The 24,883-nt window shown below is 71.5% G+C and carries 23 protein-coding genes and 1 riboswitch; of the genes, 12 read left to right on the top strand and 11 right to left on the bottom strand.

Annotation, left to right across the window (positions count from 1 at the left end; genetic code table 11):
• Position 1: 1 nt before the first annotated feature.
• Both RI138_RS29665 and RI138_RS29660 read right to left on the bottom strand, forming a co-directional pair.
• Positions 2 to 430 carry a pyridoxamine 5'-phosphate oxidase family protein gene (locus RI138_RS29665; protein WP_311122358.1) on the bottom strand — a complete coding sequence of 143 codons (429 nt, stop codon included), beginning with the start codon at positions 428 to 430 and terminating at the stop codon, positions 2 to 4.
• A gap of 107 nt (positions 431 to 537) precedes the next feature.
• Positions 538 to 1,008: a hypothetical protein gene (locus RI138_RS29660; RefSeq protein WP_311122357.1), complete on the bottom strand. Its 471-nt coding sequence runs from the start codon at positions 1,006 to 1,008 to the stop codon at positions 538 to 540.
• A gap of 281 nt (positions 1,009 to 1,289) precedes the next feature.
• Here RI138_RS29660 and RI138_RS29655 point away from each other — a divergent pair, with 281 nt between their 5' ends.
• From RI138_RS29655 to RI138_RS29640, 4 genes are all read left to right on the top strand, one after another.
• A complete protein-coding gene (locus tag RI138_RS29655) occupies positions 1,290 to 2,366 on the top strand; it encodes a UDP-glucuronic acid decarboxylase family protein (RefSeq protein ID WP_311122356.1) in 1,077 nt (358 codons plus the stop codon).
• Positions 2,367 to 2,489: 123 nt separating this feature from the next.
• Positions 2,490 to 4,379, top strand: coding sequence for a glycosyltransferase family 2 protein (locus RI138_RS29650; RefSeq protein WP_311122355.1), 1,890 nt, complete (start codon positions 2,490 to 2,492; stop codon positions 4,377 to 4,379).
• A gap of 35 nt (positions 4,380 to 4,414) precedes the next feature.
• Positions 4,415 to 5,437: a UDP-glucose 4-epimerase GalE gene (galE, locus tag RI138_RS29645; RefSeq protein ID WP_311122354.1), complete on the top strand. Its 1,023-nt coding sequence runs from the start codon at positions 4,415 to 4,417 to the stop codon at positions 5,435 to 5,437.
• A gap of 47 nt (positions 5,438 to 5,484) precedes the next feature.
• Positions 5,485 to 6,936 carry a UDP-glucose dehydrogenase family protein gene (locus RI138_RS29640; protein ID WP_311122353.1) on the top strand — a complete coding sequence of 484 codons (1,452 nt, stop codon included), beginning with the start codon at positions 5,485 to 5,487 and terminating at the stop codon, positions 6,934 to 6,936.
• A gap of 63 nt (positions 6,937 to 6,999) precedes the next feature.
• On the opposite strand, the gene RI138_RS29635 is transcribed toward RI138_RS29640, so the two are convergent.
• Together RI138_RS29635 and RI138_RS29630 are read right to left on the bottom strand one after the other, a co-directional pair.
• On the bottom strand, positions 7,000 to 8,682 hold the full coding sequence (locus RI138_RS29635; protein WP_311123056.1) for a right-handed parallel beta-helix repeat-containing protein: 1,683 nt from the start codon (positions 8,680 to 8,682) through the stop codon (positions 7,000 to 7,002).
• Positions 8,683 to 8,819: 137 nt separating this feature from the next.
• Positions 8,820 to 10,019, bottom strand: coding sequence for an MBL fold metallo-hydrolase (locus tag RI138_RS29630; protein WP_311122352.1), 1,200 nt, complete (start codon positions 10,017 to 10,019; stop codon positions 8,820 to 8,822).
• A 511-nt stretch (positions 10,020 to 10,530) separates the two neighbouring features.
• On the opposite strand from RI138_RS29630, the gene RI138_RS29625 reads away from it, so the two are divergent.
• Positions 10,531 to 11,157: a TetR/AcrR family transcriptional regulator gene (locus tag RI138_RS29625; RefSeq protein ID WP_311122351.1), complete on the top strand. Its 627-nt coding sequence runs from the start codon at positions 10,531 to 10,533 to the stop codon at positions 11,155 to 11,157.
• An 11-nt stretch (positions 11,158 to 11,168) separates the two neighbouring features.
• On the opposite strand, the gene RI138_RS29620 is transcribed toward RI138_RS29625, so the two are convergent.
• The gene (locus RI138_RS29620) at positions 11,169 to 12,170 is read right to left on the bottom strand and encodes a DUF6745 domain-containing protein (protein WP_311122350.1); all 1,002 of its coding nucleotides are present in this window, start codon (positions 12,168 to 12,170) and stop codon (positions 11,169 to 11,171) included.
• A 90-nt stretch (positions 12,171 to 12,260) separates the two neighbouring features.
• Positions 12,261 to 12,587, bottom strand: coding sequence for a hypothetical protein (locus RI138_RS29615; protein WP_096630821.1), 327 nt, complete (start codon positions 12,585 to 12,587; stop codon positions 12,261 to 12,263).
• 219 nt (positions 12,588 to 12,806) lie between these two features.
• Here RI138_RS29615 and RI138_RS29610 point away from each other — a divergent pair, with 219 nt between their 5' ends.
• The 6 genes from RI138_RS29610 to RI138_RS29585 are packed head-to-tail and all read left to right on the top strand — an operon-like array spanning position 12,807 to position 19,078.
• Positions 12,807 to 13,769, top strand: coding sequence for an STM4015 family protein (locus RI138_RS29610; RefSeq protein ID WP_311122349.1), 963 nt, complete (start codon positions 12,807 to 12,809; stop codon positions 13,767 to 13,769).
• A gap of 6 nt (positions 13,770 to 13,775) precedes the next feature.
• The gene (locus tag RI138_RS29605) at positions 13,776 to 14,723 is read left to right on the top strand and encodes an STM4015 family protein (protein WP_311122348.1); all 948 of its coding nucleotides are present in this window, start codon (positions 13,776 to 13,778) and stop codon (positions 14,721 to 14,723) included.
• Positions 14,704 to 15,861, top strand: coding sequence for an STM4014 family protein (locus RI138_RS29600; RefSeq protein WP_311122347.1), 1,158 nt, complete (start codon positions 14,704 to 14,706; stop codon positions 15,859 to 15,861). The genes RI138_RS29605 and RI138_RS29600 overlap by 20 nt, the downstream gene beginning before the upstream one ends.
• 34 nt (positions 15,862 to 15,895) lie before the next feature.
• Positions 15,896 to 16,771 (top strand): STM4013/SEN3800 family hydrolase, encoded by an 876-nt coding sequence (locus RI138_RS29595; RefSeq protein WP_311122346.1) that lies wholly within the window; start codon positions 15,896 to 15,898, stop codon positions 16,769 to 16,771.
• On the top strand, positions 16,768 to 18,153 hold the full coding sequence (locus RI138_RS29590) for an STM4012 family radical SAM protein (RefSeq protein ID WP_311122345.1): 1,386 nt from the start codon (positions 16,768 to 16,770) through the stop codon (positions 18,151 to 18,153). The genes RI138_RS29595 and RI138_RS29590 overlap by 4 nt, the downstream gene beginning before the upstream one ends.
• 7 nt (positions 18,154 to 18,160) lie before the next feature.
• Positions 18,161 to 19,078, top strand: coding sequence for an STM4011 family radical SAM protein (locus RI138_RS29585; protein ID WP_311122344.1), 918 nt, complete (start codon positions 18,161 to 18,163; stop codon positions 19,076 to 19,078).
• Between the two features lie 12 nt (positions 19,079 to 19,090).
• Here the strand turns inward: RI138_RS29585 and RI138_RS29580 are convergent, their stop codons facing one another.
• Together RI138_RS29580 and RI138_RS29575 are read right to left on the bottom strand one after the other, a co-directional pair.
• Positions 19,091 to 19,918: an SGNH/GDSL hydrolase family protein gene (locus RI138_RS29580; RefSeq protein WP_096630831.1), complete on the bottom strand. Its 828-nt coding sequence runs from the start codon at positions 19,916 to 19,918 to the stop codon at positions 19,091 to 19,093.
• 162 nt (positions 19,919 to 20,080) lie between these two features.
• Entirely contained in the window at positions 20,081 to 21,058 is a 978-nt protein-coding gene (locus tag RI138_RS29575; RefSeq protein WP_311122343.1) for a M23 family metallopeptidase, read from the bottom strand.
• A gap of 3 nt (positions 21,059 to 21,061) precedes the next feature.
• Positions 21,062 to 21,222, bottom strand: a riboswitch (cyclic di-AMP (ydaO/yuaA leader).
• Between the two features lie 444 nt (positions 21,223 to 21,666).
• Between RI138_RS29575 and RI138_RS29570 the strand changes: the two genes are divergently transcribed.
• Complete coding sequence (locus RI138_RS29570; protein ID WP_096630834.1) at positions 21,667 to 22,479, top strand: tyrosine-protein phosphatase; 813 nt, start codon at positions 21,667 to 21,669, stop codon at positions 22,477 to 22,479.
• A gap of 3 nt (positions 22,480 to 22,482) precedes the next feature.
• On the opposite strand, the gene RI138_RS29565 is transcribed toward RI138_RS29570, so the two are convergent.
• From RI138_RS29565 to RI138_RS29555, 3 genes are all read right to left on the bottom strand, one after another.
• A complete protein-coding gene (locus RI138_RS29565) occupies positions 22,483 to 22,656 on the bottom strand; it encodes a DUF6126 family protein (RefSeq protein ID WP_311122342.1) in 174 nt (57 codons plus the stop codon).
• A 43-nt stretch (positions 22,657 to 22,699) separates the two neighbouring features.
• On the bottom strand, positions 22,700 to 23,308 hold the full coding sequence (locus tag RI138_RS29560; RefSeq protein ID WP_311122341.1) for a helix-turn-helix domain-containing protein: 609 nt from the start codon (positions 23,306 to 23,308) through the stop codon (positions 22,700 to 22,702).
• Between the two features lie 72 nt (positions 23,309 to 23,380).
• Positions 23,381 to 24,778: an aspartate aminotransferase family protein gene (locus tag RI138_RS29555; RefSeq protein WP_311122340.1), complete on the bottom strand. Its 1,398-nt coding sequence runs from the start codon at positions 24,776 to 24,778 to the stop codon at positions 23,381 to 23,383.
• Positions 24,779 to 24,883 lie beyond the last annotated feature (105 nt).

Here is a 24,883-nt window from a genome sequence, read left to right as displayed (position 1 = left end):
CTCAGAGCCGGCCGAGGTCCGAGCTGACCCAGTGCTCGGGCCGCAGGGTGATCACCACCTGCTCACCGTGGTTCTCCCAGGCGAAGTCCACGTAACCGGCGACCTTCTCGGCCGGAAGATAGCGCGCCGACACCTCTTCCAGGTCCGCACGCGTGGCGGGGCGGGTGTCGATGACGGGGCCCTCGACGGAGACGTACCGGATCGTCGGTTCGAGCCGATCGACCAGCAGCGTGAACCGGCCTGCCGCGCCGATCAGTTCGGCCTTGCGCGAGGTGCGGCCGGTCATGATCCGCACGTCGGCGCCGGGAGTGTACTGGTACCAGATGGGCACGCTGAGCGGCGCCCGGCCGCTGTCCCGCGCCGCCACGGCCAGGGCGGCCACGTGTGGCTCGGCGAGGAACTGTTCGCGCTCTTCACGGGTGAGTGCCACGGCAAACTCCTTCGTACGTGGATTCGGGGGGCTGCCCCAGTGTGCCCTGAGGCATCGGGCTCGCCCCTGGTGCCGCGCCCGTAGGGCCTGTCGTCCGCGCGCTCCCTCTACGCGGCTCGGGCCTCCCCCTCGGCGCGCCGCACCACGGCCGCCCCGCGCAGTGCGACGGCGCACCAGACAGCCACCAGCACCAGGGCCGCGAGAGCCAGGGCGGCGACTTCGAGGGGCTCTGGTCGCCACCCGAGGGAGAGCCGCGTGCCGATCAGCACGACGCCGACGACGACCTTCTCCGGGGAGTAGACCGGAACCCTCGCCGCCACATACCGCAGAACGGCCGCAAGCCCCAGGCCGATCGCGCTCCAGGCGACCAGATACGGCCAGAGCGCTCCCGGAGCGGCGGGCGGCAGCCCGTACTCCTCGGGGCCGATACGGAACAGGGCGCCGAGCCACCCCAGCACCACCCCCGCGGCGGTGACACCCACCACCCACAGGGCATGGCGCCACAGGGGGCCGGGGCGCACGGTCTCGTCCTCGTCAAGGGTGTCGACGGGGCCGGAGGAGTCAGCAAGGTCTGTCACGCCCTGTCAGACGCATGACACCCGCCGGGCGTTGCTCACCTGAGGAACCGGAATCGGGGTCGTCCCCGCCGATGCGGCGTACGGGTGGCCGACACACCACCCCCCGAACGGCCCGGCCATCGAGTGACATCCACATAAATCATTCAATCTACCCATACTATCTCCCTGCGTTTGATGAGAGCACTCCGCTCATCTGCCCGTCCGGCCGCCTGCCGTGCGGTCATCCGTGCGGGCCGAACGTGAGCGTGAGACCTTTCCCTCCTCATTTCTGGAGAAACACAATGCGCGTTGCCGTGACCGGTGGCGGTGGTTTCCTTGGGTCCCATCTGTGCGAAGCGCTCCTGCGGCGCGGTGACTCGGTGGTGTGCCTGGACAATTTCTCGACGAGCGATCCCACGAACATCGCCCACCTCGTGTCCGACCCGTCCTTCGTTCTCCAGCACACCGACGTGAGCGTTTCCGTGGAGGTCGCCGGAGGCGTCGACGCCGTCGCCCACCTGGCGTCGCCCGCCTCCCCGCCCGACTACCTGAGACAGCCGCTGGAGACCCTCGCGGTCGGCAGCCGGGGCACCGAGAACGCCCTGAGGCTCGCTCTGCGCCATGACGCCCGCTTCGTCCTCGCATCGACCAGCGAGATCTACGGCGATCCCCTCGTCCATCCCCAGGAGGAGACGTACTGGGGCAATACCAATCCCATCGGGCCGCGCAGCGTCTACGACGAGGCGAAACGGTACGCCGAGGCGGTCTCGGCCGCCTACCGCCGCACGCATCGCCTCGATGTCGGCATCGCCCGGATCTTCAACACCTACGGCCCGCGCATGCGCCCGCACGACGGCCGCGTGGTGTCCAGCTTCATCACCCAGGCCCTGACCGGTGAACCGCTCACCGTTTACGGCGACGGCAAGCAGACCCGCAGCTTCTGCTTCGTCGACGACCTCGTCCGCGGCCTGATCGCGCTTCTCGACTCCTCCGAGATGGGGCCGTTCAACCTCGGCAACCCGGTCGAACGCACCGTCTCCGAACTCGCCGGGATCGTGCTGGCGATGACCGGCTCGCCCTCCGAAGTTCGCTACCACCCACTGCCGGAGGACGACCCGGTCCGCCGCCGCCCGGTGATCACCCGCGCCCGCGAGGTACTGGGCTGGGAGCCGGAGGTGGACATCACCGAGGGCCTGCGCCGCACCGTCGCGTACTTCGGTGCCCGCCCGGAGCTGCTCGGCATGTCGGCCGCGGCGATCCGCGGCAGCCAGAACGAGGCGGTCCCGCTGACGTCGGCAGCGACCGCGACGACCGCGCCGCAGTCGATCCCCGGCCCGGCGGTCGCCGCCGCACCGGGAATGTCCACCCCCGGTGTCTGACGCGAAAGCCCCCGGTGTCCGGCGCACAGCCGCAGCCGTTCGACGCCACTCCGCCACCGCGTTCCCCCGGCCCCACGCCCGTCCTCCCGGCCCGCTGTCGCACCCACTGGAGAACTCGCCCCCATGACGTCGTTGGAGCAGGGACCCGTCAACGGGACCGGCACCGTCCAAGACCTCCCGCCTCCCCGAGCGGCACCCGGCTCCCCGGCGGAATGGTCCGCACTGAGCGAGGAGTTCCGTGCCCTGTCCCATGGCGGGGTGGCTTCCATCGGCCCGGACGGACCGGTTCTGGCCAGGCCGTCGCGCCGCCTCGCCACCCACCCCGCCAGTTTCGTGCGGACGTTCTCACCGGCCGATCGACGCCTCGTCGCTCTGCTGTCCCTCGGCTGGCTGGCCTGCCTGGTCTGGTTCTGGGCATGGTGGTTCGAGCCGTCCCACCGCATCGGCTGGCTGGGGATGCTCGTCAACAGCATGCTTCTGCTGTATCTGACCTACCTGCCGGTGCACTTCCTCGTCGCGCTGATCCGTATGCGGCGCTTCGACCCTGCCGTAGCGGTGCCCAAGCTCCGTACCGCGTTCGTGGTCACCCGCGCCCCGTCCGAAGGCTGGGACATCGCCCGAACCACCCTTGAGGCGATGCTCGGGCAGGACTTCCCCCACCCGTACGACGTCTGGCTGTGTGACGAGGACCCCACCGAGGACATCATCGAGTGGTGCCGGGCCCACGGCGCCGGCCTCTCCTGCCGCCGCGGCGTGAGCGGCTACCACCGGGCCGAGTGGCCGCGGCGCACCCGCTGCAAGGAAGGGAACCTCGCCTACTTCTACGACAACTGGGGCTACGCCGACTACGACGTGGTCGCTCAGCTCGACTGCGACCACGTGCCGCACCCCGGCTACCTCCGCGAGGTCGTGCGTCCCTTCGCGGACCGGTCCATCGGCTACGTCGCGGCTCCCAGCGTCTGCGACTCCAACGCCGCCGGGTCCTGGGCGGCGCGCGGGCGGCTGCAACGCGAGTCCATGTTCCACGGACCCGTACAACTGGGCCACTCCGCCGGTCTCGCGCCGGTGTGCATCGGCTCGCACTACGCCGTCCGCACCCGGGCGCTGCGGGAAATCGGCGGGCTCGGCCCCGAACTCGCCGAGGACTTCTCGACCACCTTCCTGCTCAGCTCGGCCGGCTGGCAGGGCGCGTTCGCCATCGACGCGGAGGCACACGGCGAGGGCCCCCTCACCTTCGGCGCGATGATCACCCAGGAGTTCCAGTGGTCGCGCAGCCTGGCCGTGATGCTCCTGAGCATGCTGCCGCGCCACCTGGGCCGGATGCCGCTCAAGCTAAGGATTCGCTTCGGCGCGGCGCTGATGTACTACCCGCTCCTCGCCGTGGCGACCGTCCTGGGGATTCTGCTGCCGCCGATCGCCGCGATCACCGGAGCCCCGTGGATCAACGTCAACTACTTCGAGTTCCTGGGGCATTTCTGGAGCATGTCCGTCTGGCTGATCGCGCTGACGCTGTTCTGCCGCCGCCGCGGCCTGCTGCGTCCCAAGGACTCCCCGATCTTCAGCTGGGAGATCTGGCTCTTCGGGCTCTCCCGCTGGCCCTACGTCGCGTGGGGGGTCATGGCAGCGGTCATGCAGAAGCTGCGGCCCCGCCAGATCACCTTCAAGGTCACACCGAAGAAGCGCGACGGCCCGGAGCGGCTGCCGTTGCGCACCGTGGCCCCGTATCTGCTGATCACGACGCTCCTGTCGGGGTCGGCCCTGGCCGGCCAGTTCACCGGCCCCGCCGTCGGATACGTCTTCCTCTGCATCCTCGGTTCGGCCTCCTATGCCGCCGTGACTCTCGCCATCGGCGGACTGCACGTCAGGGAGACGGCACGCGCGACCGGTGTGCCCGTCCCGCACGCCCTGCGTACGGCGGCGGTTCCGCTCGTCGCCGGGCTGCTGGCGCTGCTGCCCCTGCTGTTCGCCATCGTCGTCTTCCCCTCCTATCTCACCGGCTTCTACGCCTGGTGACGGCCTCCGCGGCCGATCGAGAAATGAGGTCCCCCGTGTCCCAGACGGTCCTGGTCACCGGTGGTGCCGGATTCATCGGCAGCCACACCTGCGTCGAGCTCCTCCGCTCCGGCCACGAGGTCGTCGTGCTCGACGACCACTCCAACAGCTCGCCCGAGGCCCTCGAACGCGTCGCGAAGATCGCGGGGCGGCCGATCGCCGCCGCCCATGTCGCGGACGTACGCGACCGGCGGTCCCTGGACACCGTCTTCACCGAGCACCCCATCGACGCGGTGATCCACTTCGCCGCGAAGAAGGCCGTCGGCGAGTCGGTGCTGATCCCTCTCACGTACTACGACATCAACGTCGGCGGCACCACGGCCCTGGTCTCGGCCATGCACGACCACGGGGTGCACCGGCTGGTGTTCTCGTCCTCCTGCTCGGTCTACGGCGACGCGACGACCGTTCCGCTGACCGAGGAATCCCCCGCAGCTCCGACCAACCCGTACGCCGGCACCAAGTGGACCTGTGAGCAGGTACTCGCAGACCTGTGCCGGCATGTGCCCGAACTGCGCGTGCTGGCGCTGCGGTACTTCAATCCGGCCGGCGCCCACCCCACCGGGCTTCTCGGCGAGGACCCGCGTGGTGTGCCGAACAACCTCATGCCCTTCCTGGCCCAGGTGGCCGTGGGCCGCCGTGCGGAGCTGAAGGTGTTCGGCGACGACTACCCGACGCCCGACGGCACAGGTGTGCGCGACTACATCCATGTCGTGGATGTCGCCGACGGGCACCGGGTGGCGCTCGACCACATCGACGACGAACCCGGCATGCGGGTCTTCAACCTCGGTACCGGCCGCGGCGCCTCCGTCCTGGAGCTCGTACGCACCTTCGAGCAAGTGTCGGGGCGGGCGGTTCCGCACCGCGTCGCCGCGCGCCGGCCCGGTGACGTCGCGGAACTCGTCGCCGATCCGGCCAAGGCCGCAGCGGCGTGGGGCTGGAGCGCACGGCGTGATCTGGCCACGATGTGCCGCGACGCGTGGACCTTCCAGCAGCAGAACGCGTACGGCTACGCCCCCTGACCCGCCCGCTCCTTCGCACCCCCGCCCCCCAGACAGGAGAACAGCGCATGCGGCTGACCGTCATCGGTACGGGATACCTCGGAGCTGTGCACGCCGCGTGCATGGCCGACATCGGGCACGACGTCCTCGGTGTCGACGTCGACACCGAAAGGATCACGGTCCTCTCGGAAGGCAGACCTCCGTTCTACGAGCCGGGTTTCGACGAGATCCTGAACCGGGCCCTCGCCTCGGGGCGGCTGCGCTTCGGCACCGAGCTGCGTGCGGCCGCCGCGCACGGCGAGGTCCACTTCATCTGCGTGGGCACCCCCCAGCAGGCCGGTTCCCGGGCGGCCGACCTGCGGTACGTGGACGCCGTCGTCGACGGGCTCGTGCCGCATCTGCCCAGGTCGTGCCTGGTGGTCGGCAAGTCCACCGTCCCAGTGGGCACGACCGCGCGCCTCAACACCCGGATCGCCGGTCTCGTGCCGGCGGGGGTGCGGGCGGAGGTGGCATGGAACCCCGAATTCCTGCGCGAGGGCTTCGCGGTCGAGGACACACTGCGGCCGGACAGGCTCGTGGTGGGCGTGTCCGGCCGGGAAGCGGACGAGACACTGCGCCGGGTGTACGCCCCGATGCTCGGGGCGGGCGTTCCCTACATCAGCACCGACCCGAGCACGGCCGAGCTGGTGAAGGTCGCGGCCAACTCCTTCCTCGCCACCAAGATCTCCTTCATCAACGCGATGTCCGAGGTCTGCGATGCGGCGGGCGCGGACGTGGCGACCCTCGCCGACGCCCTCGGCCACGACACCCGGATCGGGCGGCAGTTCCTCAACGCCGGTCTGGGCTTCGGCGGGGGCTGCCTGCCCAAGGACATCCGGGCGTTCGCCGCCCGTGCGCAGGAGCTCGGGGTCGGTCCGGCCGTGGAGTTCCTCGACCAGGTCGATGCGATCAACCATCGCCAGCGGACCCGGACGGTCGCGCTCGTACGCCGGTTGGCGGGCGGCGACCTCGCCGGCCGCCGGGTGGCCGTCCTGGGCGCCACGTTCAAGCCGGACAGCGACGACGTGCGCGACTCGCCGGCGCTGGCCGTGGCGACGGCCCTGCACCGGCAGGGCGCTGAGGTCCGGGTGCACGACCCGGAAGGTGCCGCGAACGCCCGGCGCGCCCATCCGGAACTGCGGTGCGGCTCGGACCTCCTGACCGCCTGCCGGGGCTCGGACCTCGTCCTCCACCTCACCGAGTGGCGGCAGTACCGCGAGGTGGACCCGGTCGAGCTGGCCCGTGTGGTCCGCACCCCGGTCCTCGTCGACGGACGGAACGCGCTCCGGCACGACCAGTGGCGGGCCGCCGGGTGGGCGGTGAAGGCGCTGGGCCGCCCGTACGCCCCGGCCCAGCCGTCGGACGCCCAGCCGTTGGACGCCCAGTCCCGGAACGCCTTGCGGGCCACGATCGTGTCGCCCGCCACCGGACCGAGCCCCGTCGCGGCCCTGTCCTCCGCGCTGCCGAACGGCCAGGCTTGAGGAGCGGCCCGCGGACCGGGCCCGCTCGCTCCGGGGGTACCGGCGCGCCGCCCCGCGCTCGGCTCAGTCGGCCGTGCGCGGCTGGGCGGCCCCGGCCGTCAGTGACCGCGGGACCCGGTTGCCGAAGTAGTCGACGGGGCCCATGTCGACGCCCCATGCCTGCGGTCCCCTGCCGACGGAGACCTCGCCCGCGCAGCCGGGCACCAGGTCCCCGGCGTCGGCCCCGTCGGCGAGCGGGACGGTCAGGGCGGGCAGGCACGGGTCGCCGCTGGATCCGGTGGGCCCTCCGGAGAGCGTTTCCTGGCCGGACGCGCCGCGCCAGCCGTCCAGCGCCGTGAAGCTCCGGCCGCCCCACCCCACCGACCAGCGGCCGGTGCTGTGGTAGACGTTGCCCTGGAGTCTGACCCTGCCGGAACCGTACGGGGACTCGGCCAGGAGCAGGGGTCCCCCGTCGGTGGCGAAGATGTTGTTGTGGACGCGCACGCCGCTGATGCCGTCCCGCAGTCGTAGTGCCGGAGGCTTGGCCCCCGCGTCCTCGGCCGAGGCCAGGCCCGCCGTCCGCATCACGACCGTGTTGTGGTAGATGTCCAGGTTCTTCATGTGGGAGCCGTAGGCGACGATGCCGCCGTACTCGGGCAGCTTCCGTGCGTCGTCCCAGCTCATGTTGAAGCGGACGACGTTGTTCCTGTGGGCGCCGGTGGCCTGTCCGGAGTAGACGAGGAATCCCGGTCCGTCGTTGCCGTAGGCGAGGTTGTACTGCACCACCGAGGAGGACACGTTGTTGTCGAGGCCGAATCCGCCGCCGTCGACACGGGATCCGGTGCGGTTGCGGTACGACTTGTTGTTCTCCAGGACCACTCGGGTGGAGTCGTACACCCAGATGCCCTCGGGGCCCTCCTGGGCGGCGGCGGAGGACCTCGCACCGTTGTCGTGGGCGACCGAGCGCGTCACCTTCGCGTCCCGGACGCTGCCGAGCACGATGCCGCTGCCGGTGTTGCGCCGGTCGCTCTTGGGGTCGCCCGTGTTGGAGTACGCCTCGGCACGGTCGATCCGGAGCCCCGTGTGCGCGTAGGCGGGGCGGTCGGCCTCGAACGCGGGCCCGTAGAAGGCGAGTCCGCTCTCCAGGTTGTGGTGAACGGAGACACCGCTGATGCGTACGTCTCCGTAGCCCGCGGTGGCCCCCTTCTCCGCGCCGATGCTGATGCCGTTCTGGAAGCCGCGCGCCTCCACATCGGTGATCCTGATGTGGTCGAGCCGACGGCCGCCCGGAAGGCTGTTGCGGAAGGCGATGCCCACCCCTTCCCGCAGCGCCTTGGCGTCCCCGACCAGCGAGACGTTCCTGACCTCGACGCCTGCGGTGTTGCGCACGGTGATGCCGGAACTGCCACGTGGCGCGATCGTGGCGCGGCCCTTGCCATAGGACTCGATCACGACGGGCTGGGCCGGACTGCCCGCCTCGCCCTTGTCCAGCGTGACACTGCCGCGGAACCGCTTGCCGCCCTTGAGTCGGAGCCGGTCGCCGGGCTGGAAGCGCACACTGTTCGCGTGGTCGAGGGTCCGCCAGGGCTTCTCCGGGGAGAGGCCGTCGTTCCCGTCGTCCCCGTCCGGGCTGACGTAGAACACGTACGGACCACCGGTGGCGGGGCGGGGCGGCCGGTAGACCCCGGGGACGTCGCACCCGGTCAGCAGCAGGAGTGCCGCGACCGAGACCCCGGCGGCGACCTTTGTCACCGCGCTCCGCTTCACCGCGTTCAAGAGCTCCCCCTAGGGACGTTTCCGGGTCACATCCAGCACACAACGCACCAGAGTGCCAGAAATGCCCCTTATGAAACGCCCGCGACGGCGCGGCATCCGAGTCACGTCACGGGCACCCCCGCCGGCCCTCAGCGATCACCCGCGAGGTCGAGGTCGCGCTGGGGGGCCTCATCGGGAATCCTGGCGGTCCGGGGCGACCGCCACGAGGGGGCGACGGGCCGGGACACCCCGCGCCACCAGGGGTCGGAGGGCAGCTCCCCCGAAGGCTCGAACGGTTCGCCCGGCCGGGGGAACGCCATGGCCTGGCCCTCCTCCTCGCCGGCGTCCCTGGACCACTCGGCCGGCTCCGCCCAGGCATGCGGCGCCAGGTTGAAGGTGCCCCAGTGGATCGGCAGCATCACGCCGTGCGGACGGCCGCCCTGGAGATCCAGGTGGGCGCGCATCCCCTCGGCCGGGGTCATGTGGATGTCCGGCCAGTACTCCGAGTACGCACCGATCTGGATCATGGTCGCGTCGAAGGGCCCGTGCTCGGCGCCGATGTCCCGGAAGCCGGGGAAATACCCGGTGTCCCCGCTGTGGTAGATCCGGTGCTCCGGGCCCGCGACGGCCCACGAGGCCCAGAGGGTGTGCTGCTGGTTGCGCAGTCCGCGGCCGCAGAAGTGGCGGGCCGGGGTGGCGGTGAGGCTGATCCCGGCGACCTTCGCGGTCTCGTTCCAGTCGAGCTCGCGCAGCCGGTCGGCGGGCACGCCCCAGCGCTCCAGGTGGGCCCCGACGCCGAGCGGCACGGCGAAGACGGTGTCCGTGCCCGCCAGTGCCCGGATCGTCGGCAGGTCGAGGTGGTCGTAGTGGTCGTGCGAGATCACGACGACATCGACGGGACCGAGTACGCCCAGCGGCAGCGGCACGGGGTGCAGGCGCTTGGGCCCGGCGAACGGGAACGGGGAACAGCGCTCGCCCCAGACCGGGTCGAACAGCACCCGGCGGCCGTCGATCTCCGCGAGGACGCTGGAGTGCCCCATCCAGGTCAGCCGCAGCCCCGTCGCGGGCGGTGCGGCCAGATCGGCGAGGGTCGTCGGGTGGACGGGCACGGTGCCGATGGGCGCTCTGCGGGCCCGCTGCTCCTTCTGGAAGTAGATCTTCGCGAACTCCAGCGTGGAGCCGGAGGGCCGGGTCCGGGCGCCCACCGGGTTCTGGAACGTCCCGTCGACGAAATTCGGTGAGCGGCGGATGCGCTCCATCCGCGCTCCGGCCGGATCAGCCCCGAAGGACTCGGTGCGCATCGAACGAATTTTCGTTCGGAGGGTGGGGAAGTAGTCAGCGCCGGTCACAACATCTCCTGAGGGAGTCGGTGTCGTCTCATTATGGTCGGGCTGTACGGCAGGGCGAGAAATGGATGGTGAACGGAGCAGCCGATCCGGCCACCGGCCGCGGGCGGTCGCCCCCGTCCGGATACTCGCCCCGCGCATCCCGGTGCTCACTGATCAGGACCTGCGCCACGGCATCGTCCGACGACCTCCGGCCGAGGTTCGGCCGTGCTACTTCCGTGGGTTCCGAACCCGTCATGCACGATCCAACGTCCGGGTGAACCGGAGGATTCCGACCCCCTCGGCCGGCCCCGTCACATCCCTCGCACCCCGTTAGGTCCTCCTGGTGAACGTCCGCATCCCGGGCCCGGCCCGCCGGGGCCGCCGCCGCTGACCTGGCCCATTGGTAGAGGGCTGTCCCGTCATCCCTGGTGGATCAGCGCGCGGCATCAGATGCGGTGCGCCGCACGACAGAGCAGCGTCCGCATACGACATGCGCCCGCCAGGGACGACGGGACAGCCTTAAGGTGACCCGATGGCACGAATCCGGTTGAACGTGGCGGAGCGGCGTGAGGAGCTGTTGCGCGCGGCGGTCGAACAGATCAAGATCCGGGGCGTCTGCGCCGTGCGCATCGCCGATGTCGCCTCGGTGCTGGGCGTGAGCAACGCGCTCGTTCTCTACCATTTCTCGACCAAGGAGAAGCTGGTCGCCGCCGCTTTCACGTACGCGGCCGAGGCAGATCTCTCCCACCTCCGCAAGCTGTTGGCCCGCCGGACCACCGCCGTACGGCGGCTGCGGTCGGCCGTACGGTGGTACGCGCCGACGGGGCAGGCCAAGGGGTGGCGGCTGTGGATCGAGGGGTGGGCGGCAGCCCTTCGTGACCCCGCCCTCCGCGAGGTCGCGGGCGACCTCGACCAGAAGTGGAAGACCGAGCTGGCCAAGGTCATCGAGGAGGGCGCGGCCGCCGGTGAGTTCCGGTGCGAGGACCCCCGGTCGGCGGCCTGGCGGCTGACGGCACTGCTGGACGGACTGGCCGTGCAGATGACCTCGTACGCGGGTCCGCTCTCGCGGGCCACGATGCTGCGGTGGACCGATGAGGCGCTCGCCCGCGAGCTGGGCATCGACCCCGCGGCCCTGACCGGCTCCCCCGCCGACGGCTGACCGCCCGGACCTCAGGTCTGGCGCACCGGTGCGTACGCCGCTCCCTCCAGGCCGAACGTCCAGGCGACGCCGTCCTTGGCGGTCCGGGTCGTCGGCGGCACGCGCAGCCAGTACGTGCGGTGCGTTCCGTCCCGCTCGGGGGTGGAGTTGACCACCTCGACCATCACGACGTCCTCGTCGCCGTCCAGGGCTATGCGCCAGAGGATGCCCGTCTCGTCGCGGTGGACGGGCTCGGCGCCCGACTCCGTGAGATACCGGTCGTAGCCGTAGTACTCCAGCATCACGCGGCGCAGTTCCGCGTTCTCCTCGGCCCGTATCCGCTCGGGCGTGAGGGTGGACAGCTCGGCCAGGAACGCGGCGGGGACCGGCATGCCGCGCCAGGCGTACAGGGCGAAGCCGTCCCCGTAGGCGAGGGCCGGTCCCTCGCCGTGGTCGAGGCGGCCCGCCTCGTCGCGGTGGAGGACGTCGGGCCGCTCGGCGATCACGACGGCCCGCTCGTACGGCCACCACCAGCCGGCGTTGCGGGCCACCTCCGCGAGGCCCGTCAGCCGGTCGCCGCGGCCGTCGAACGCGGCGAGCCAGGCGGCGTCGTGCTGGCCGAGCACGGCGTCGAGGAGCACCAGGCGCACGTCACCCTCATCCTCCGGCCGTACGGCCAGATCGGCGACGACACCGGTCCGTATCCGCTCGGCGAGCGCGGCCGTGGTCTCCCACAGCTGCGCGCCCGTCGCGGACCAGAGCGCCGACCAGCCCGCCGGGCCGAGCTCGTCGTACATCCGGCGGCGTTCCTCGGCCCACGGCCGGGTGCGGACCTCTTCGCGGACCGAGCGTCCGGCGTCGGTCAGCTTCTCCACGGTCTCGACGGCGGCCCGGGGCGATGCGGCCCAGATGATCCGGTCCGGCTCGGCCAGGCCCGCGGTGCGATAGGCGCGTCGCACTCCGGCCTCGGCCGCCGCCCGGTCCGCCCGGCCGGTCGCCGCCGCCACGTTCCGCCAGGAATTCACATGTTGCATCGGTTGTCCCCGTCCCCTGCTCTCACTCGTTCGTGCTTGTTCGCGCTGGCTTGTGTCGCTCTGGACGTCCGTGCTCACCGCACGGTGCGGTCAGTCCGCCACGATGCGGACCGCCCCCGGCGCGTACTCCCGCTGCCGCACGACGCGGAACCAGCCCTGCGGAAGTGCGATCGTGGCGTGTTCCTCGTGGACGACTCGTCCGCCCTCGGGGAGATGGAGCAGCATCGGGCCGAACGGGCCCGCCTCCCGGATCAGCCGTCCGGGCCCCTGCACGGCGTGCGCGTGGCCGGTGACTTCGCCCAGCGCGAGCACCAGCCGCCCCCGCCCGTCGCGCAGTTCGCCAGGGGCCTCCAGGAACGGAGCGGGCACAGCCGACTCCTCCAGCGCCATGATCAGTACATCGCCCTGCCGGTACACAGACGTCTCCCCTCGGTCGCGGCACCCGCTGTGCCGACCACGGGAAAAACGCTACGGGCAGGGTCTGACAACGGGCCGTCGCACGGGGTTCGCAGGGGTACGGCCCGGGTCCGGAACAGGACCGGCCCCGGCTCGGACCGATCCCGGTCGCGGCGTTGTCAGTGCGGCTTGATAGACCTTGCGGACATCAGCAGTCCCCACGATCAGGAGCTCAGGGCCATGTACGGTGCGCAGCATCTGCACGAGTTCGGCGGCCTTCCGGCCGTCGACTTCCAGCACACGACCGACGGGGCCGCCCAGCCCGCCGCCGACACCGTGGCCTGGCGTGTCTCCGTCGATCCGTACGGGAAGGACGAGGGCCGGGACCGGCCCTGGGAGGACGAGTTCAACAACTTCCTGGACACGGTCGACCCGGCCGGGGTCCGGGCCCTGATCATCGGCCAGTGGGGCGAGGCGTACGAGGAGGACTCCTCCGTCCCGATCGGTCTGGTGCTCGCCGCCGCCGACCGGCTGACCTCGCTGGAGGCGGTGTTCGTCGGGGATCTGGAGGCGGAGCAGGCCGAGATCACCTGGATCGAACAGTCCGATGTCACGGCCCTGTTGGCCGCCTTTCCGGCGCTGGCGGAGTTCGGGGTGCGCGGCGGCACCGACCTGGTGTTCCCGCCGATCCGGCACGAGCGGCTGCGGTCCCTGACCATCCAGGCGGGCGGCCTCCCCGTCCAGGTGGTGCGCGGAGTGCTGGACAGCGAACTGCCGGCGCTGGAGCGGCTGGACCTCTGGCTCGGGGTGTCCGCCTACGGCGGCGACACCGAGGTGGCGGACCTGGCTCCGCTGCTCTCCGGCACCCGTTTCCCCCGGCTGAGCCACCTGGGCCTGCGCAACAGCGAGGTGCAGAACGAGATCGCGGCGGCGGTCGCTTCGGCGCCGGTCGTCGCCCGGCTCACGACGCTCGACCTGTCGAACGGGACACTGGGCGACGAGGGCGCGGCCGCGCTCCTCGAAGGGCAGCCGCTCACCCACCTGGACGTGCTCGACCTCCACCATCACTTCCTCACCGAGGCCATGGAGGAACGGGTACGTACGGCCCTGGAGCCGCACGGGGTGCGCGTCGACCTGTCCGAGCGGAGCAAGCCGTGGGACGACCGCGGCGCCGAGGGCCGCTACACCGCCGTGTCGGAGTGAGGGGCCATGGACTACATCGGTATCCGGCATCCTGACCACTTCCACGGCCTGCCGGTCCATACGGCTGCGGTGTCCGTGCCCCTGCCCGCCCCCGACGCGGTGGCCTGGCGGCTGCAGTGCGACTACGGCGAGGAGACGGACTTCGCCGCCCTGTGGCAGCAGTTCCTGGACACCGTGGACACAGCGCGGGTCCGGGCGCTCCTCATCGGCCCCTGGTGGCGTGAGGGGTACACCCCGTTCGCCCCCGTGAGGGATCTGCTCGTCGCCCACGCGGACCGTTTCCCGGCTCTGCGCGGGCTCTTCCTCGCCGATGTGGTGGGCGAGGAGTGCGAGGTGTCGTGGCTGCCCATGTGCGACATCACACCGGTGCTCGAAGCGCTCCCGCTGCTGGAGGAGTTCACGGTGCGCGGCTGCGGCGCGGAGGATCTCCGGCTCCGCCCTCTGCGCCATACGGCCCTGAAGTCGCTGCGCTTCGAGTCCGGCGGGCTGCCCGGCGAGCTGGTGCGGGCGGTCGCCGCGAGCGAACTGCCCGCGCTGGAGCGGCTGGACCTGTGGTTCGGCAGCTCGTGGTACGGCGGCGATGCCACCGTCCAGGACGTCGCACCGGTCCTGTCGGGCAGCGCGTTCCCCCGGCTGCGCCACCTGGGGTTGCAGAACAGCGAGATCCAGGACGAGATCGCCGCCGCCGTGGCGTCCGCACCCGTCGTCGCCCAGCTGGAGACCCTCGCCCTGTCCATGGGCACCCTCAGCGACACGGGCGGCGAGGCCCTGCTGAACGGGCAGCCGCTGAGCCACCTGTCCACGCTCGACCTGCGCCACCACTACCTCACCGAACCGGTGCTGGACCGCATCAGGACCGCCTGCGCCCCGGCCCTGGTGGAGGGCGGCGAGGCCGAGGAGGACTACGGGGACCCGGACGACGAACCGGAGCGCTATGTCGCCGTCAGCGAGTAGCTCTAGGAGCGCGGAGGCGCCGCGCTTCGCCGTCGTGGGCAATCCGGACAACCGCCGGGTCACCTTCTTCCGGGAGGCCGTCCGGGCCGCCGGGCTGCGCCCGGCCCGGGTCGTGCCCTGGCTCCGGGTGCTGCGCGGGGAGGCGGTGTTCCGGCCGGGCGAGAGCGTTCGCATCGATTCGCCGGGCGAGAACGCCGAGGTGGAGCGGCTGCTGCGCGGGGTGGACGACCCGACCCGGGTGGAGGGGTCGGGCCGGTGGTACGCCGCCTTCACCTCGGCCGTCGACGCGGTGGCGCGCGCGGCGGCGGCTGCGGGTGCCGAGGTGCTCGGCTCCCCGGCCGACATCGCGGTGCTCTTCGACAAGCGGCTGTGCCACGGTGTGCTGGACGGCACGGGGGTCCCCGTGCCCGCGTCGCCGACGTCCGGTCCGGGCGCGCCCGCCGTGCACGGATGGCCCGACGTACGGGAGTTGATGCGCGGGCACCGGATGCCCCGGGTGTTCGTGAAGCTCGCGCACGGTTCCTCCGCCTCGGGGGTGCTGGCCGTGGAGTCGGCGGGCCCCGGCCGGGTCCGGGCGAGCACCTCGGTGGAACGGGACGCCGAGGGGCGGCTGTTCAACTCGCTGCGGGTCCGCCGGTACACCACGGAGCGGGAGGTCGGCCGCATCGTGGACGCGCTGGCCCCGGACGGGCTGCACATCGAGCGCTGGGTGCCGAAGGCGTCCCAGCGGGGGCGGGCTGCGGATCTGCGGATCGTGGTGATCGGCGGCCGGGCGACGCACGCCGTGGTGCGGACGAGCACGGGCCCCATGACCAATCTGCATCTCGGCGGCGCGCGCGGTGATCTCGACGAGGTCCGGGCGGCCGTGTCGGCGGCGGGCGGCTCCTGGCGCGAGGCGCTGTCGATGTGCGAGCGGGCGGCGGCCTGCTTCCCCGGCACGCCGTGCGTGGGGGTCGATCTGCTGCCCGCGGTCGGCTGGCGGCGCTTCGCCGTCGGCGAGGTCAACGCCTTCGGCGATCTGCTGCCGGGGCTGACCGGTCTGCCGGGCAGCGGGGCCGAGGGCCTGGACACCTATGCGGCGCAGGTCGCCGCTGTACTGGACCGAGCGAGGAACCACCGTGCTGTCACCGCTTCCTGACCCCGCCGCGACCCCTGAAACCGGCCGGCCCGATATGAGCGAGGTCGTGGGCAGTCACGACCTGCTGCTGGTCACCCTGGACACCCTGCGCCACGATGTCGCCGTCGAGCTGGCGGCCGCCGGGCGCATCCCTCACCTGGCCCGGTATCTGCCCGGCGGCCGGTGGGAGGAGCGGCATGCTCCGGGGAGCTTCACCTACGCCTCGCACCAGGCGATGTTCGCCGGGTTCCTGCCGACGCCCGCCTCCCCGGGGCCGCATCCGCGGCTGTTCGCGGCGCGGTTCGCGGGCAGTGAGACGACGGCGGACGGCACGTTCGTCTTCGACACCCCGGACCTGGTGTCGGGGCTGGCCGCCGAGGGCTATCGCACGGTGTGCATCGGCGGGGTCGGCTTCTTCAACCGCCAGGGGCCGCTCGGTTCGGTGCTGCCCGGGATGTTCCAGGAGAGCCACTGGGAGCCCGGCTTCGGCGTCGCCTCACCCACCTCGTTCGAGGAACAGGTGACCCGGGCGGAGGAGGTCGTCGCGGCGCTCCCCCGGGAGCAGCGGCTGTTCCTCTTCGTCAACGTGTCGGCGCTGCATCAGCCGAACTGGTTCCATCTGCCCGGCGCGACCCGTGAGGCGGGCGACTCGCGCGCCACGCACGCGGCCGCCCTGGAATACGTCGACCGGCACATCGGCCGGCTCTTCGCCGCGGCGAGCAGCCGCCGCCGGTGTTTCGCCATCGTCTGTTCCGACCACGGCACCGCCTACGGCGACGACGGCTACACCGGTCACCGGCTCGGCCACCCGGCCGTCTGGACCGTCCCGTACGCCCACTTCTTCCTCGACCCGCCCGCATCTCCCACACCAGCCGCATCTGCCGCACCGCTCGAACCGCCCGCACCGCTCGACCCCGGGACCGCCCGATGACGATCACCACCAGCACTTCCGCGCCACCCGCCGTCCGGCCGTACGAGAGTTACGTCTACGCCTATCCGCACAAGACGGCCTACCGCCCGCTGGCGGACCGGCCCGCGCTGCGCGATCTCTGGGCGGCGGAGCCGAAGGACGCCCTGTCCCTCTATCTCCACATACCCTTCTGCGAGGTCCGCTGCGGCTTCTGCAACCTCTTCACCCGGATCGGCGCGCCCGAGGAACTGACGACGCGCTATCTCGACGCCCTGGACCGGCAGGCGGTGGCCGTACGGGAAGCGCTGGGCGACGAGGGTCCTGTGCGGTTCGCGGCGGCGGCCTTCGGCGGCGGAACGCCGACCTTCCTCACCGCCGGTGAGCTGGAGCGGCTCTGCGACACAGCGGAGAAGCGGATGGGCGCCGAACTGCGCTCGGTGCCGCTGTCGGTGGAGACCTCCCCGTCCACCGCGACAGCCGACCGGCTGGCCGTGCTGGCCGACCGGGGTGCGACCCGGGTCAGCATCGGCGTACAGAGCTTCGTGGACGCCGAGGCGCGGGCCGCCGTCCGTCCGCAGCGCCGGGCCGATGTGGAGGCGGCGCTCGGCCGGATCCGCGAGGCGGCGATCCCGGTGCTGAACATCGACCTGATCTACGGCATCGACGGGCAGACCGAGCGCAGCTGGCTCACCTCGCTGGACGCGGCGCTGGCCTGGCGGCCCGAGGAACTGTATCTCTATCCGTTGTACGTCCGCCCGCTCACCGGCCTCCACCGCCTGGGTACGGCGGTCGGTCCGGATGCGGAGGCGCTGGAGCAGACCGCCTGGGACGAGCAGCGGCTGCGGCTGTACGCGGTCGGCCGGGACCATCTGCTGGCGCACGGCTACGAGCAGGTGTCGATGCGGATGTTCCGGCGCGCCGACGCCCCCCGCGAGGCGCAGGACGGGCCGGAGGACTACGCCTGCCAGACCGACGGCATGATCGGCCTGGGCTGCGGAGCCCGTTCCTACACGGCGGGACTGCACTACTCCTTCGACTACGCGGTGGACATGCGGGAGATCCGGTCGATCATCGACCGCTTCACCACCACCGATGACTTCTCGCGCGCCGAGGTCGGCCGGTTCGTGGACGCCGACGAGGCGCGCCGGAGGCATCTGCTCCAGTCGCTGCTCCAGGCGGCGGGGCTGCCGGTCGCCGACTACCGCGCGCGGTTCGGCACGGACCCGGGGGCGGACTTCCCGGCCGAGCTGGCCAAGTTCGCGGCCCGGGGCTGGCTGGACCGGGCGGCGCCGGACGGGCTGCTGCGGCTGTCCCCGCTGGGGCTGGCCCACTCCGACGCACTGGGTCCCGCCCTGTTCTCCCCCGGGGTGCGGGCCGCGATGGCCGCGTACGAGCGGAAGTGACCGGGACATGGACCTGACTCTTCTCTACCGCGGCCCGCTCGCCTCGTGCGACTACGACTGTCCCTACTGCCCGTTCGCCAAGCGGCGGGACAGCCGTGCGCGGCTGACGGCGGACCGGGAGGCGCTGGAGCGGTTCACCGGCTGGGCGGCGGAGCAGACCGGGGACCGGCTGTCCGTGCTGTTCACTCCGTGGGGCGAGGGGCTGGTCCGTTCCTGGTACCGCAGGGCGCTGACCGAGCTGTCCCATCTGCCGCACATCGGGCGGGTGGCGATCCAGACGAATCTGAGCTGCCGCACCGGCTGGCTGGCGGACGCCGATCCGGAGCGGGTCGCGCTGTGGTGCACGTACCACCCGGGGCAGACTCCGTACGAGCGCTTCCTCGGCCGGTGCCGGGAGCTGTCCGGGCTCGGCATCCGTTACAGCGTGGGCGTGGTGGGTTTCGACGAACACCTCGACGAGGCTCGGCGGCTGCGGGCGGCGCTGCCCGAGGAGGTCTACCTGTGGGTGAACGCGGCCGAGGGGCGTACGTACACCGACGAGGAGGCGGAGCGGTGGACGGAGCTGGACCCCCTCTTCCCGTACAGCAGGCACCCGCACCGCTCGTCCGGGCTGCCCTGCCGGACGGGTGAGTCGGTGGTCTCGGTGGACGGCGACGGGACCGTGCGGCGCTGTCACTTCGTCAAGGCGGAGCTGGGCAATCTCTACGACGGCAGCTACCGCCGGGCGCTCGGCCCGCGGCCCTGTCCGCTCGCCGTGTGCGACTGCCACATCGGCTATGTGCACCTGGAGACGCTGCCGCTGTACGACGTGTTCGCGGGCGGTGTCCTGGAGCGGATACCGGCGGGGCGCGGGGTGGGCATGCCTTCGGACGGGCTCGTGGTGCCGAGCCCGTCCCGGGGGGTGCTCCCCCTGCTGGAGCCGTGACCGCTGCGACCGCTACAGCGGCAGGAGGTCGGGACGCTTCGCCTCGACGTGGTCGCCGGAGGACTCGCCGCGCAGCCGCCGCCCGATCCACGGCACGAGGTACTCCCGCGCCCACTGGATGTTGTCGCGTCCCTCGTCGAAGGTGCTGCGCTGGGCCTGTGGCGGCCAGGGCTGGTCGGGGTCGGCCGGCACGTCGTGGCCGAGGACCTGGGCGGCGCGCAGCGCGACGCGGGTGTGGCCCTCGGGCGACAGGTGGAGCCGGTCGTTGTCCCAGGCTCGTCGGTCCTGGACGGAGCGGAGCGACCACAGGTCCAGCACCGGGCAGTGGTAGCGGTCGGCGATGGCCCGCAGATGGACGTTGTACGTGGCAATCTTGCCGCGCATGTGGCGCAGCACCGGAACGCCCCGGGTGTCGAAGCCGGTGGTGACCATGACCGTACCGACGGCGTTGCTCAGATCGGCGACCGCCCGCTCGAAGCGCTCGGCGAGGTCGTCGGGGTCGGCGCCGGGCCGGATGATGTCGTTGCCGCCCGCGCAGAAGCTGACCAGGTCGGGGGCCAGTTCCTTGGCGCGGGGGATCTGCTCCTCGACGATCTGGTCGAGGAGACGTCCGCGTACGGCGAGATTGGCGTAGCGGAAGTCCCCGTGCGGGGAGTCCTCCGGGCTGGTCGCCACGTCGGGGGCCGGGAGCCGGTCGGCGAGGAGCACCGCGAACCGGTCCGCCCAGCCGACGAAGGTCCCGTCGGGGCCGGGGTCCCCGACGCCCTCGGTGAAGCTGTCGCCAATCGCCGCGTACGACCCGATGATGTGCTGCTGGTTGTTTCTCGAATCGTCTGCCACAAGCACATATCCTGCACCGTTCAATGTGACCTACGCGACCGTAATATGGGGTTGACGGGTGGTGAGATAGACCACCCGGTCAGGTTTTGGTAAAGCTGGAATAAGTGGAGGGGCGGTGCGCCGCCGCGCACCGCCCCTCACTCACTTCTTGTCGCCCTCGGATCAGAGGGAGACGCCGTGCTGTCGCAGGTAGGCGATCGGGTCGACGTCGGAGCCGTAGCCCGGACCGGTGCGGACCTCGAAGTGGAGGTGCGGGCCGGTGGAGTTGCCGGTGGAGCCGGAGAGCCCGATCTGCTGGCCGCCGGTGACGGTCTGGCCGACGGAGACGCTCAGCGAGGACTGGTGGGCGTACTGGGAGTACATGCCGTCCTCGTGCTTGATGACGACCTCGTTGCCGTACGAACCGCTCCAGCCGGCCGAGACCACGGTGCCCGGGCCGATGGCGCGGATCGGGGTGCCGGAGGGGGCCTGGAAGTCCGAGCCGGTGTGGTAGCCGCTGGACCAGCTGGAGCCGGAAGCGCGGTACTGGGTGGTGACGTTGGCGTTGGCCAGCGGGGTCGTCCAGCCGGAGCCGGTCGCCTCGGAGGAGCCGGTCTGCGCGGAGCTTCCGGAGCCCTCGGAGTCGTCGGCGGAGATCGTGTCCGGCTTCGGGTCCTCCTTGGGGGCGGCCTTGGGGGCGGCCTGCTCGGCCTTCTTCGGGGCGGCCTGCGGAGCCGGTGCGGACTTCCCGGCCGTCGAAGGAGCGGCCGGGGCGGACGCCTTGGTGCCGAGGGTCAGCTTCATGCCGGGGAGGATCAGGCTGGGGTTCTCGCCGACGGTGGAGCGGTTGTCCTTGTACAGCTTCTGCCAGCCGCCCTTGAGCTGGTGCTCGGCGGCGATCTTCGACAGGTAGTCACCCCGGACCACGGAGTAGGTCTTCGGGGCGGCCTTCGACTCGACGGGGGCGGTCTGCGGCACGGTGTGCGCGGCGGCGACCGACGCGGCGGCGGGCTTGACGGCGGGAGCGGCCTGCTGCGCGGCGCCGGCTCCGGTGGCGCCGATGAGCGGGAGGGCGAGTGCGGCGCCGCCGGTTCCCGCTGCGAGCACGCCGCGGGAGATCGGGCCGGACTTCGGACGGCGGTGCTTACCCTTTGCGGGCATGGGGAATTTCCTCTCCGGCGCCTGCGAGGTGAGCTGTCGGGTTCGGGCTGGAGATGCCCGGTCGCACGGTGGCGACTTCACCCCGAGCCGGTCCGGATCACTCCGGGCCGGCGACTTACCTGGGTCCCCCGCTCCTGCCACACGTGAGTGGGTGGGTGCGAATTCCGGGCGGCGGCAGGATTAGGCGGTCCGTCCGGATTGACGGTGACCGTAAACGAGTCAGGACGAGCAGAACAAGCCATCGGTTGCGCGTGGGAATCATGGATTCGATCGCGGTCCGGATTTCCCGTCACACTCCGTGGATTACGGATCTTGGCTTTCCGTACGGGCAACGGGAATGGGCCGGGGAGCGATCACCACGGACCGTCACGGATATGATCCCGCTCACCCACGGAATCCCATCTCCCCCATTAGCGGGGCATGTTCTGCGAAATGCACCAATACGGACATGTCGCGGGCGGGACTCGTGATGCGGCGTCAGACACACCCCCGCGACACCCCGGCCGGAGCGGGCAACCGTGATGATTTTCCGTCGAATCGATGTCGTATCGTCACGGGAGCGCCCTCGCCGGCGAGCCGCGCCGGCGCCAGAGATTCCAGGAGCCCCCGTGACGCAGCAGGTGCCGCAGGTCCCGCCGGCAGAGACCGCCCTGACCGGAGTCCGCAACTTCCGCGATGTGGGCGGGCTCCCCACCACGGACGGGAGGCACACCGCCTTCGGCCGGCTCTACCGCAGCGGCCACCTGGCGCACGCCACCGCCGAGGACGCGGCCTTCCTCGGCGGGCTCGGGCTGCACACGGTCTTCGACTTCCGCAATTCCGCCGACCACCGGCTCGACGGGTACGACATCGAGCTGACCGGTGTCCGCAATGTCAGCATTCCTCTCTCGGACCCGGCCGACGGCGCCGAGTTCTGGCGCCTGGTCCGCGACGGGAACATCGAGCAGCTGCGCTCGATCCTCGCGGACGGCCAGGGCACCGAGCGCATGATCCGGATGTACCGGTCGACGATCAAGGACCGCACCGCCGAGCACAGCCGGGTCCTGCACGCACTGGCCGAGGACAGCGTCCCGGCGCTGATGCACTGTGCCGCGGGCAAGGACCGGGCCGGGCTCTCGATAGCGGTCTCTCTGCTGGCGGTCGGCGTCGAGCGCGAGGCGATCGAGACGGACTACCTCAAGTCCAACGATCCCCACCGCCGGTACAAGGTGCAGCGCGCCGACATGTCCGAGACCGGGATGTCCCCCGAGGTCATGGAGCTCCTCAACCCGCTCTTCGGGGCGCAGCGCGAATACCTGGCGGCGGCCTTCGCGACGATCGAGGAGATCTGGGGAACGACGGACCGCTACCTGACGGAGGGGCTGAAGGTCTCCCCCCAGACCCGGGAGCGCCTGCGCGAGCGGCTGCTCGACCAGGGCTGAGGGCTACTCCGCGCCCGCCACCACGAAGAGCACGTAGAGGAAGGCCGCGATCACATGGCCGACCACGAGGTAGGCGAAGAGCCGGATCACGAGGCCGCGCGGCATCCGGCGCTCCTGCGAGTCACCCTTCTTCGGGTGCCTCGGGCTCAGCGGGTCGTAATGCTCGGAATCGGACATGACGGTCCTCTCTGCCGGCCTCGCGGCCGGTGGAACGAAGGGGTCAGCGCACGTGGAGGGCGTTGCCGAGGCAGAGCTCGGCCGCGGGGCTCTGGAGCAGGGAGTGGACGAAGAGCAGTTCCGCGCCGCCGTGGTCCAGAGCCGCGATCCGGTGCGGGGTGAGCGAGTCGAAGTGGGCGCTGTCGCCGGGGTCGAGGTCGTGCACGGTGTCGCCGAGCCCGACCCGCAGCCGCCCGCCGAGCACGTACAGCCACTCCTCGCCGGGGTGCACCCGGACCAGGTCGCCCTGGGCCCCGTAGGGCACCCGGACGCGCAGAGCCTGCATCGCGCGGCCGGAACCGCCGGCCTGCCGGTACATCCAGCCGTCCGCCTCCGCGCCCTCGAAGCCACCGCCTCGGATGATCGCGTCGCGTTCGGGCGGCTGCTCACCGAGCAGCTCGGAGACCGTCGTACCGTAGATACGCGCCAGCCCCAGGAGCATCGGCAGCGACGGCTGCCTGCGGCCGGTCTCCAGGCGGGAGAGGTGGGCCGGGGAGAGTCCGGCCCGCCGGGCGGCGGTCTCCAGAGTGAGGCCGCGGCCGCGGCGCAGCTCGCGCAGTCGGGGTGCGACGCCGGGGAGCTCGTCCGGCGCCTCTTCGTCCGGAGGGTTCATACCTCCATTGGGCCAGGATCTTTCCTCCTGGGCAAATAACTTGCCCAGGAGGCAAACGTCTCGACGGGACGGTCAGCGGTTGGCCACGGCCTGCTTGACCAGGGTCCGGCCGAAGTCCCACATCAGCCCGCCGCCGCTGTGCGCCTCGTCCATCACGGCCGTGAACGCGGCTACAAAACGGTCCACCTCCGCGTCCCCGATGATCAGGGGCGGGATCAGCTTGATCACTTCCAGGTGGTCGCCGGAGACCTGGGTGAGGATGCGGTGCTTCTGGAGCAGCGGCACCACGACCATCTGGGCGAAGAGTCCCCTGCGGGCCGCCTGGAGCATGGTCCAGCGGCTGCGGAGCTTCAGCGAGGCGGGGCGGCCGAACTCGATGCCGATCATCAGCCCGCGCCCACGCACCTCGTGCAGCAGCTCATAGCGGTCCACCAGTGCCGCGAGGCGTTCGCGCAGCAGGTCGCCGGTGCGCCGGGCGTTCGCGACGGTCTCCTCGTCCTCCATGACCGTGAGGACGGCGAGGCCCGCGGCCATCGCCTGGGCGTTGGAGCCGAAGCTCGCGGAGTGGACGAGGACCCGGTCCATCGAGGAGTAGACCTTGCGGAAGATCCAGTCCTTGCCGAGCGTCCCGCCGACGGGCACATAGCCGCCGGAGAGCGCCTTGGCCACGCACACGAGGTCGGGCTCCACGCCGTCCTCGTGCTGGTAGGCGTAGAAGTCGCCGGTCCGGCCGAGGCCGGTCTGCACCTCGTCGGCGATCAGGAGCGCCTTGTGCCGGTGCAGCAGTTCCTGGGCCTGCCGCAGGAAGCCGGGCGGTGCGGCGTGCACGCCCTTGCCCTGGATCGGCTCGATGACCAGGGCCGCCACATCGCCCCGCTTCAGCTCGCGGCGCAGCGCGTCCAGGTCCCCGAGTGCGATCGCGGTGTCCGGCAGCAGCGGGGCGAAGCCGTCGCGGAACCCTCGCTCCCCGTTGACCGAGAGGGAGCCGGTGGTCAGCCCGTGGAAGGCGTGGTCGCAGTAGAGGATCCGGGGCCTGCCGGTGGCGTAGCGGGCGAATTTCAGTGCCGTCTCGACGGCTTCCGTACCGCTGCTGCCGAAGAAGACGCGCTCCAGGTGCGGGCTGTGGGCGAGGAGTTTCTCGGCGAGCAGTCCGGGCAGCGGCTGGCAGTCGAAGCGGGTGAGGTCGGCGAGCTGGGCGTCGAGGACGTCATGCAGGGCCTGCCGGACGACCGGGTGGTGCCGGCCGATCCCCATGACACCGAACCCGGCGAGCATGTCGAGGTAGTCGTTGCCGTCCGCGTCCCAGAAGTACGCGCCCTCGGCCCGCTCGTAGACCTTGTCGAAGCCGATGGTGTGCAGCATGCGCGGCAGCTGGTGATTGAGGTGGCGCGCATGCAGGTCGTACCGCTCCGCCCCACGCTCGGCGAGGAGCCGCGCCAGGTCGAAGCCCTTGGGTCCGCCGTCCGTCATCGCCCGCTCTTCTCCTTCGGGGTGTGCTGGTCCGTGGGGGTCTTCCGCCTCACCGTGGGAGCGGCACCGAATGTGCCGGGCGATCCCGGCCGGGGTGAGCCCGAT

Source organism: Streptomyces durocortorensis (assembly GCF_031760065.1).
Lineage (GTDB): Bacteria > Actinomycetota > Actinomycetes > Streptomycetales > Streptomycetaceae > Streptomyces.
The sequence above is the reverse complement of the archived record's forward strand: the minus strand, read 5'-3'. Positions and strand labels throughout refer to the sequence as shown.